Source organism: Micromonospora sp. ABR4_055 (assembly GCF_056160425.1).
This window is the reverse complement of sequence record NZ_JBSWXD010000224.1, coordinates 1-7786: the sequence shown is the minus strand read 5'-3', so window position 1 is coordinate 7786 and position 7786 is coordinate 1. Positions and strand designations below refer to the sequence as shown.

At 71.2% G+C, this 7786-nt stretch carries 7 protein-coding genes; 4 read left to right on the top strand and 3 right to left on the bottom strand.

From position 1 onward, the window contains the following. Positions 1-266 precede the first annotated feature (266 nt). Positions 267-617 carry an STAS domain-containing protein gene (locus ACXAHD_RS30210; protein ID WP_233605831.1) on the top strand — a complete coding sequence of 117 codons (351 nt, stop codon included), beginning with the start codon at positions 267-269 and terminating at the stop codon, positions 615-617. 8 nt (positions 618-625) lie between these two features. Here the strand turns inward: ACXAHD_RS30210 and ACXAHD_RS30205 are convergent, their stop codons facing one another. Next, positions 626-1177 carry a hypothetical protein gene (locus ACXAHD_RS30205; protein WP_281554947.1) on the bottom strand — a complete coding sequence of 184 codons (552 nt, stop codon included), beginning with the start codon at positions 1175-1177 and terminating at the stop codon, positions 626-628. 319 nt (positions 1178-1496) lie between these two features. On the opposite strand from ACXAHD_RS30205, the gene ACXAHD_RS30200 reads away from it, so the two are divergent. Genes ACXAHD_RS30200 through ACXAHD_RS30190 form a run of 3 tightly spaced genes read left to right on the top strand, consistent with a single transcriptional unit; the run spans position 1497 to position 6292 of the window. After that, positions 1497-3281, top strand: coding sequence for an N-acetylglutaminylglutamine amidotransferase (locus ACXAHD_RS30200; protein ID WP_281554948.1), 1785 nt, complete (start codon positions 1497-1499; stop codon positions 3279-3281). Between the two features lie 49 nt (positions 3282-3330). Further along, complete coding sequence (gene ngg, locus ACXAHD_RS30195) at positions 3331-5079, top strand: N-acetylglutaminylglutamine synthetase (protein WP_475054858.1); 1749 nt, start codon at positions 3331-3333, stop codon at positions 5077-5079. 22 nt (positions 5080-5101) lie between these two features. Further along, positions 5102-6292, top strand: a complete 1191-nt coding sequence (locus ACXAHD_RS30190; RefSeq protein ID WP_281554950.1) for an osmoprotectant NAGGN system M42 family peptidase — start codon at positions 5102-5104, stop codon at positions 6290-6292. A gap of 22 nt (positions 6293-6314) precedes the next feature. On the opposite strand, the gene ACXAHD_RS30185 is transcribed toward ACXAHD_RS30190, so the two are convergent. Together ACXAHD_RS30185 and ACXAHD_RS30180 are read right to left on the bottom strand one after the other, a co-directional pair. After that, a complete protein-coding gene (locus ACXAHD_RS30185; RefSeq protein WP_281554951.1) occupies positions 6315-7070 on the bottom strand; it encodes an enoyl-CoA hydratase in 756 nt (251 codons plus the stop codon). Next, entirely contained in the window at positions 7019-7672 is a 654-nt protein-coding gene (locus tag ACXAHD_RS30180; RefSeq protein WP_475054856.1) for an acyl-CoA dehydrogenase family protein, read from the bottom strand. Before ACXAHD_RS30180 ends, ACXAHD_RS30185 begins: the two co-directional genes overlap by 52 nt. Positions 7673-7786: the final 114 nt, after the last annotated feature.

Below are 7786 nucleotides of genomic sequence, written 5' to 3'. Positions count from 1 at the left end.
CCAGATAACCGGCTATGTCTCGTGGGCTCGGAGATGTGGAGAAGAGACAGGGCCCGGACCGACCGCACCGGCGCGGAACCGGACGAGATGATCGCTCACAGTGGTCGACCGGGGTGGTGCACAGTCCGAAACGGGGCTGGCACATCGACCGCACATACCGTAACGTGACGGCTCACACACCGCGCGCATCAGCGGATATCGGCTCATGCGAATGCCTCAGCATCCTCCCTCCCCGGCGTCCGTCGCCACCCGACCGGAGGTTCGACGTGGATTTCGTCATCACCAGGAGCTACCAGGGCACCACGGTACGACTCGCCTTGCACGGTGAACTTGACCTCGCCACAGCCGGCGAGGTCCGCGACGCGGTCACCGCGTTGCTCGCCCGGTCCGCACCCGAGCGGATCGTGCTGGACCTCACGTGCGTCAGCTTCATCGACTCGACCGGGATCGGCAGCCTGGTCGCCTGTCACCAGGCTGCCGGGGTCAGCGGCAGCCGCCTCGAGCTGGAGAACATCAGCAGCTTCACCCGACGGCAGCTGTGGGCGACCGGGCTACTCGGACTGTTCGGCTTCCCCGCCGACCACGCGACGCCGACCGACCTGCCGGTGGGGCGCTGACCGTACGGTCACAGCACCCGGCCCAGTTGGGTGTGCCGGCTGCGCCGCGACTGCCGACTGGCCCACCGGGCCTCCACGACCCGCAGGTAGCAGGCGGTCAGCGGACCCGGGTGGTACGTGGTGGCGGCGAAACCCCACTGGGAGGCCAGGCTCTCCCCCCGACGGAGGAGGTTGTCCACATCGTGCAGGGTGAGCCGCAACCGCCGTACCGCCGTACCGATCACCGCACGGCGCACCGGCACGGCACGCCGGGCCTCGATGTCGGCGACGTCGACGTGCTCGCCGAACTGGTAGCCGACGATGCGGATCACCTCATCGGCGGAGACCGGTTCGCGGCCGGCGGCGGTCAGGCGTACCGCGGTGTCGGCGAAGCAGCGCAGCTCGGTCAGCGGGAACCCGCTACGACTCAACTGGTCGACAACCGTCACGAAGGCCCCCTCGACCACCCCGAACAGGGCGATCGGGTCCAGGCCGGCGCCCCGGCGCTCCAACCGGTGGATGAGCCAGGACTGGCCGAGGACGCAGGCCCGCAGGTGGTGTCCCTCAAGCGTGGTCAGCAACTAGCCCTCCCCGGTCGGCATCCGTCCCGAATCCGGACGGAGCGCCCACGCCAGCCGGGTGATGGAGCTATCCACCGTCCGGCCACCAAAACCGACCAAACGTTACCGCGTACCGTACGTCGAGCCGAACTCCGGGGCGACGACGGCACCTACCAACTGTTTGATTGATTAGTCACGCAACTGCCCTGTCGCCGGGTCAGCGTAGCGAGACCCGGCACGGGGCACCGAGCGGGATCGGACGACTCAGGAGCACTGGTCGGGACACCGGATCCGGCCGTCAACTGGGCGATGCCGCAACGGTCTGGCAGGATGGGTACGCATGTGCGGACTTGCGGGTGAGCTGCGCCGCGACGGTTCCCGCGCCGACATCGGCGCGGTGGAGCGGATGGCGGCTACAATGAGTGACCGGGGGCCCGACGACGGAGGCTCCTGGTCACACGGAAGTGTGGCCTTCGGACACCGGCGCCTGAAGATCATCGACCTGTCGGCGGCCAGCAACCAGCCGATCGTCGACTCCGCCGCCGGCCTGACCGGCGTCTTCAACGGCTGCATCTACAACTACCGGGAGCTGCGCGAGCAACTGCAGGCACGGGGCCACAGGTTCTTCTCGTCGGGCGACAGCGAGGTCGTCGTCAAAGCCTACGCCGAGTGGGGCGTCGACTTCGTCGACCATCTGGTCGGCATGTTCGCTGTCGCGATCACCGAGCGCGACAGCGGCCGGTTGGTCCTGGCCCGCGACCGGCTCGGCATCAAGCCGCTGTACGTCGACGAGCGCTCCGGCGTGGTCCGGTTCGCCAGCACCCTGCCGGCGCTGCTGGCCGGCGGCGGGGTGGACACCGGCATCGATCCGGTGGCACTCGCCCACTACCTCAGCTTCCACAGTGTTGTCCCCGCGCCGCGGACGATCCTCAACGGCATCCGCAAGCTGCCACCGGCCACCGTCCGGGTCTACCAGCCCGACGGCCGGGTGGACGAGCGCCGCTACTGGGATCCGCCGTTCGGCCGGGACCCCCGCCGCGCCGACTGGTCGGAGCAGGACTGGCAGGACGCTCTGCTCGAATCGTTGACCACCGCGGTGCAGCGCCGGATGGTCGCCGACGTGCCGGTCGGCGTCCTGCTCTCCGGTGGGCTCGACTCCTCGCTGGTCGTGGCACTGCTGGCCGAGCAGGGTCAGCGTGATCTGGCCACCTTCTCGATCGGCTTCGACGCAGTCGGTGGGCGGGAAGGCGACGAGTTCGTCTACTCCGACCTGGTGGCGCAGCGGTTCGACACCGACCATCATCAGATCCGGGTGGCCGCCCGGGACCTGGTGCCGCCGCTGGAGGCCGCCGTCGCGGCGATGAGCGAACCCATGGTCAGTCACGACTGCGTCGCGTTCTACCTACTCAGTCAGGAAGTCGCCAAACACCTCAAGGTGGTGCAGTCCGGCCAGGGTGCCGACGAGATCCTCGGCGGGTACCACTGGTACCCGCCGCTGGCCCGCGTCGGCCGTGACCAGGCGCTGGACACCTACGCCACGGCCTTTTTCGACCGCGACGCCGCCGGTCTCGCCCAGGTGCTGAACCCGGAGTACCTCGCCGTCGGTGATCCCGCCCGTGAGTTCGCCGCCGCCCACCTGGGCCGCGCCGGCGCGCAGGACGCGGTCGACGCGGGGTTGCGGATCGACACCACGGTGATGCTCGTGGACGATCCGGTGAAGCGGGTCGACAACATGACCATGGCGCACGGCCTGGAGGCCCGCGTGCCCTTCCTCGACCACGAGTTCGTCGAGCTCGCCGCCACCTGCCCGCCCGAGCTCAAGCTGGCCCAGGGCGGCAAGGGGGTACTCAAGGAGATCGGCCGTCGGGTGCTGCCCTGGGAGGTGATCGACCGGCCGAAGGGGTACTTCCCGGTACCCGGGCTGACCCACCTGGAGGGCAAGCTGCTCGACCGGGTCCGCGACGCCCTGCACGCGCCGCCGGCCCGTCAACGCGGGCTGTTCCGCGACGGGTACGTCGACGGGCTGCTGCGCGACCCGAACGCCGAACTCACCCCGCTGCGGGGCAACAAGTTGTGGCAACTCGGACTGCTGGAGATGTGGCTGCAGAACCATGGCATTGACTGACGACACGAGCGCCCCCCGCCCCGACTCCCCCGCCCCCCGGCGGGAACGGATCGGCCCTGGAGGCGACCCGGTCGTCCCGGGCGATCCGCCGGCCAAGCCCACCGACAGCGCCGACGTCATCCTGGAGTGCGGCTGGGGCCGGCTGGTCTTCGGTCAGACGTTCGCCGACCCCTCCGACGTCGCCGACGTGCTGCGTTCGGAAGCCGCCGGGTCCCGCGACATCTGCATCTACCTGCCCGACCCGCACGTGCTGGTGTCGCGGCTGCCGGACGAGCTGTTCATCGACCCGTCGCTGACCTTCCGGCTGGACCTCACCCAGGTGCGCGAACCACAGCCACCGGAGCCGGGGCTGCGGATCCGGCCGCTACGCGACGATTCCGACGCCGACGCGGTCAACCGGATATACGCCCACAACGGGATGGTCACCGCCCCGGTCGACATTCTGGTCGACAACGCCACGACCGAACGCTTCGTGCACCTGGTCGCCGAAAACGTCACCGGTCAGGTCGTCGGCACCATCACCGGCATCGACCATGTGGCGGTCTTCGACGACCCGGACAACGGCTCCAGCCTATGGTGCCTGACCGTTGACCCGCTGCACGCGCCACCCGGCACCGGCCAGGCGCTGCTGCTGGAGCTCGCCGGCCGGCTCGCCGACCGCGGCCGGGTCTACGTCGACCTGTCCGTGCTGGCGGAGAACGACGGCGCGATCCGCCTCTACGAACGGCTCGGATTCGAACGCACACCGACGCTGTGCGTCAAACGCAAGAACCCGATCAACGAACGGCTTTTCCTGGCCAGCATGCCGGACGGCTACGACGAGCTGAACCCGTACGCCCGGATCGTCGCCGACGAGGCGATGCGCCGCGGCATCCGGGTCGAGGTCATCGACGCGTCCTGGGGCGAGCTGCGGCTGACCAACGGCGCCCGCAGCATCGTCACCCGCGAGTCGCTGTCCGAGCTGACCTCGGCGGTGGCGATGAGCCGGTGCGACGACAAGCGGGTGACCCGGCGGGTGCTGCTCGACGCCGGGTTGGCCGTACCGCACGGCCGAACCGCCACCGGCGACGCCGACGACGAGGCGTTCCTCGCCAAGGTCGGTGAGGTGGTGGTCAAACCGGCCCGCGGCGAACAGGGCACCGGGATCACCGTCGGCGTCACCGACCCGACCGCCTTACGGGCCGCCGTCGACCTGGCCCGCAGGCACTGCCCGCAGGTGCTGATCGAACAGCGGCACCAGGGGGAGGACCTGCGGGTCCTGGTGATCGACCACGAGGTAGTGGCCGCTGCGGTCCGCCGCCCGGCGGCGGTGACCGGCGACGGCGTACACACGGTGGCCGAGCTGATCCGGCGACACAGCCGGCGGCGGGCCGCGGCCACCGGCGGCGAGTCGAAGATCCCGCTGGACGACCTGACCCGTGAAGTGGTCACCGAGGCCGGGCACGCGATGGACGACGTGCTGCCGACCGGCGAGGTGCTGACCGTGCGGCGGACCGCGAACCTGCACACCGGCGGGACGATCCACGACGTCACCGACCGGCTGCACGCCGAGCTGGCCGCGGCGTGCGTGGCCGCCACCCGGGCGCTGGCCATTCCGGTGGCCGGGATGGACCTGCTGGTGACCGCTCCTGATCAGCCCGACCATGTCTTCATCGAAGCCAACGAACGGCCCGGACTGGCCAACCACGAGCCGCAGCCGACCGCGGAACGCTTCATCGACCTGCTGTTCCCCGGCACCAGCGCGCAGCAGCGGCGGTGGAGCCCGCCCGGACCCGGCGGGGCGCCGGCAACGCCGTGATCGGCGGCGGTACGGTCTTGGCATGCCGGCCGACCCGAACCTCCCCGCCCCCCTGAAACTGGACCTCGACTACCTGCAGCAGGTGATGCTGGAGCTGCTGGACATCCCCAGCCCGTCCGGCCGCACCGACCACGTGCAGCAGTACGTCGGGGAACGGCTGTCCGCTCTCGGCATCCCGTTCACGGTCACCCGGCGGGGCGCGCTCAGCGCCTCGCTGTGCGGGCCGCGGACCACCGGCGCGGACCGGGCGATCGTGGTGCACACCGACACGATCGGCGGCATGGTCAAACGGTTGAAGGAGAACGGCCGGCTGGAGCTCAAGCAGATCGGCACCCACAGCGCCCGGTTCGCCGAAGGCGCCCACGTGCGGGTATACACCGACAGCCTGGACCGGGTGATCACCGGCCAGGTGCTGCCGTTGAAGGCCAGCGGCCACCGCTACAACGACGGCGTCGACCTGCAGGGTGTCGGCTGGGAGCAGGTCGAGGTGCGGGTCGACGAACCGGTCACCGACATCGCCGGGCTCCGCGCGCTCGGCATCGACGTCGGCGACTTCGTGGCGATGCTGCCGGCACCGACGATCACGCCCAGCGGCTACGTCAAGTCCCGCCATCTGGATGACAAGGCGGGGGTGGCGGCGGTGCTGACCGCGGTGAAGGCGATGGTTGACGCCGGCCAGCAGCCGCCGGTCACCGCCCACCTGCTGATCACCTGCACCGAAGAGGTCGGGCACGGCGCCAGCCACGGGCTCGACCCGGACGTGGCCGAGATCGTCTCGGTCGACGCCGCAGTGGTGGCCCCCGGCCAGCAGTCCCGGGAGGACGCCGCGACCCTGGCGATGGGCGACGGTGTCGGCCCGTTCGACTACCACCTGACGCGCAAGCTGGCCGGCCTGGCCGTCGATCACGACGTGGACCTGGTCCGCGACGTGTTCGACTACTACCGGTCGGACGTGGCGGCGGCGGTCGAGGCCGGCGCGCACGCCCGGGTGGCGCTGCTCGGCTTCGGGGTGGACGCCACCCACGGTCACGAACGCACCCACCTGGAGGGGCTGCGGCACCTCACCCAACTGCTCTGCCTCTATCTGCAGAGTGAGCTGGTGTTCCCGGAGTGGGACGCCGAACCGGACGGTGACCTGGCCGACTTCCCGTCGCTGGCGGTGCAGCCGGCGCAGGAGGAGGGGCCCCGGGAAGGGCCGATCGGGGTGGCCTGACACCCCCGGGCGGCGAGCGGCCTCAGCGCCGGTCGCCAAGCAGGGTGGCCAGCACCGCCGGGTCGCTGGCCGACGCGGCCTGGGCCCACGCCTCGTACTGCACCGAGGCGTCCAGGCCGGACGAGGCGGCGACCCGGACGCTCTGCTTGACGTGGCGTACCAAATGCGGATCCAGGTCGGCGTAGCGGTGCGCGGCGGCCAACGCGGCGGCCAGCGGATCGTCGACCACGTCGAGCACCAGGCCGAGCTCGTGGGCCCGGGCGGCGTCGAGCATCGCGCCGTCCAGCAGGATCTGCATGGCCCGCTGCGGGCCGAGCGCGTCGACCAGGAAATAGGTGCAGCCGCCGCCGGGGTGCAGGCCGATCCGGGTGAACGTCGCCCCGAACCGGGCGCGGGGGCCGGCGATCCGCTGGTCGCAGCACATCGCCAGGTTGAGGCCGGCACCCACCGCAGGTCCCTGCACTGCGGCGATGGTCACCAGGTCCAGGTCGCGCACCGCGAGGAAGCTGCGGTAGATGTCCTCCAGGTCGCGGCGGGTCTGGCTGACCGGCCGGACCGGGCCGCCGAAGATCTCGTCGAGGTGGGCACCCGAACAGAACGCGGTGCCGGCGCCGGTGACGACCAGGACCCGGGCGTCGCGGTCAGCGGCGACGCGCGACACCGCCTCGGCCAGCTCCCGCTTCATCACGGCGCCGATCGCGTTGCGCCGGTCGGTATCGTCGAGGGTCAGCACCCGCACGCCCGGATGGTCGGCGGTACGCAACGATACGGTCTGCATGTCAACTCCCGATCCGGTCGGTCACGGTCCACCGCCACAGGTCGCCGCCGTCGGCGACCACCATGCCCAGGGTATGGGACGCCACGCGGGTGGCGACCGGCTCGTCGCGCCAGGCGAGCAACCGGCCGGTGCAGCGGGTGTTCCCGGGTGACGCCCACCGCGCCGTGCAGTTGGTGCGCCAGCCGGGCCACCGTGGTGGCGGCCCGGCCGAGGACCACCCGGGCGGCGGCGACCCGGCTCGCCGCGTAGTCGCCGCCCCAGGCGGCCAAGGCGCCGCGCAGCGCCGCCCGGCTCTGCTCCCGCTCCCCCGCCATGGTCGCCACCGCGTGCGCCACCGCCTGCTGGGCCAGCAGCGGCCGACCGAACTGGGTGCAGACCCGGACGTGTTCGATCGTCAACTGACAGGTCCGTTCGACGGCGCCGAACAGCGCGGCGGCCCGCAGCAGCGACTCCCGGCACCGCACGTCGGCGACGTGCGGTGCGGTCATCGCCACCCGTAGCGGTACGCAGCCCCGCAGGGCGACCCAGTCCCGGGGTTCGCCGGTGAGGTTGGTACCCGGGGTGACGTGCAGCCCGTCGGCGCCCGGGTCGACCCGGGCCAACACCAACCACCGGCCGGCCGTCTTCCGCCTCGCCGCTCTCTGGTGGTGTGCCGTGAGGTATTTTCCACCCACAAAGGGACCCCCATCCACCACCGCAGAAACCCCCCCCACCTT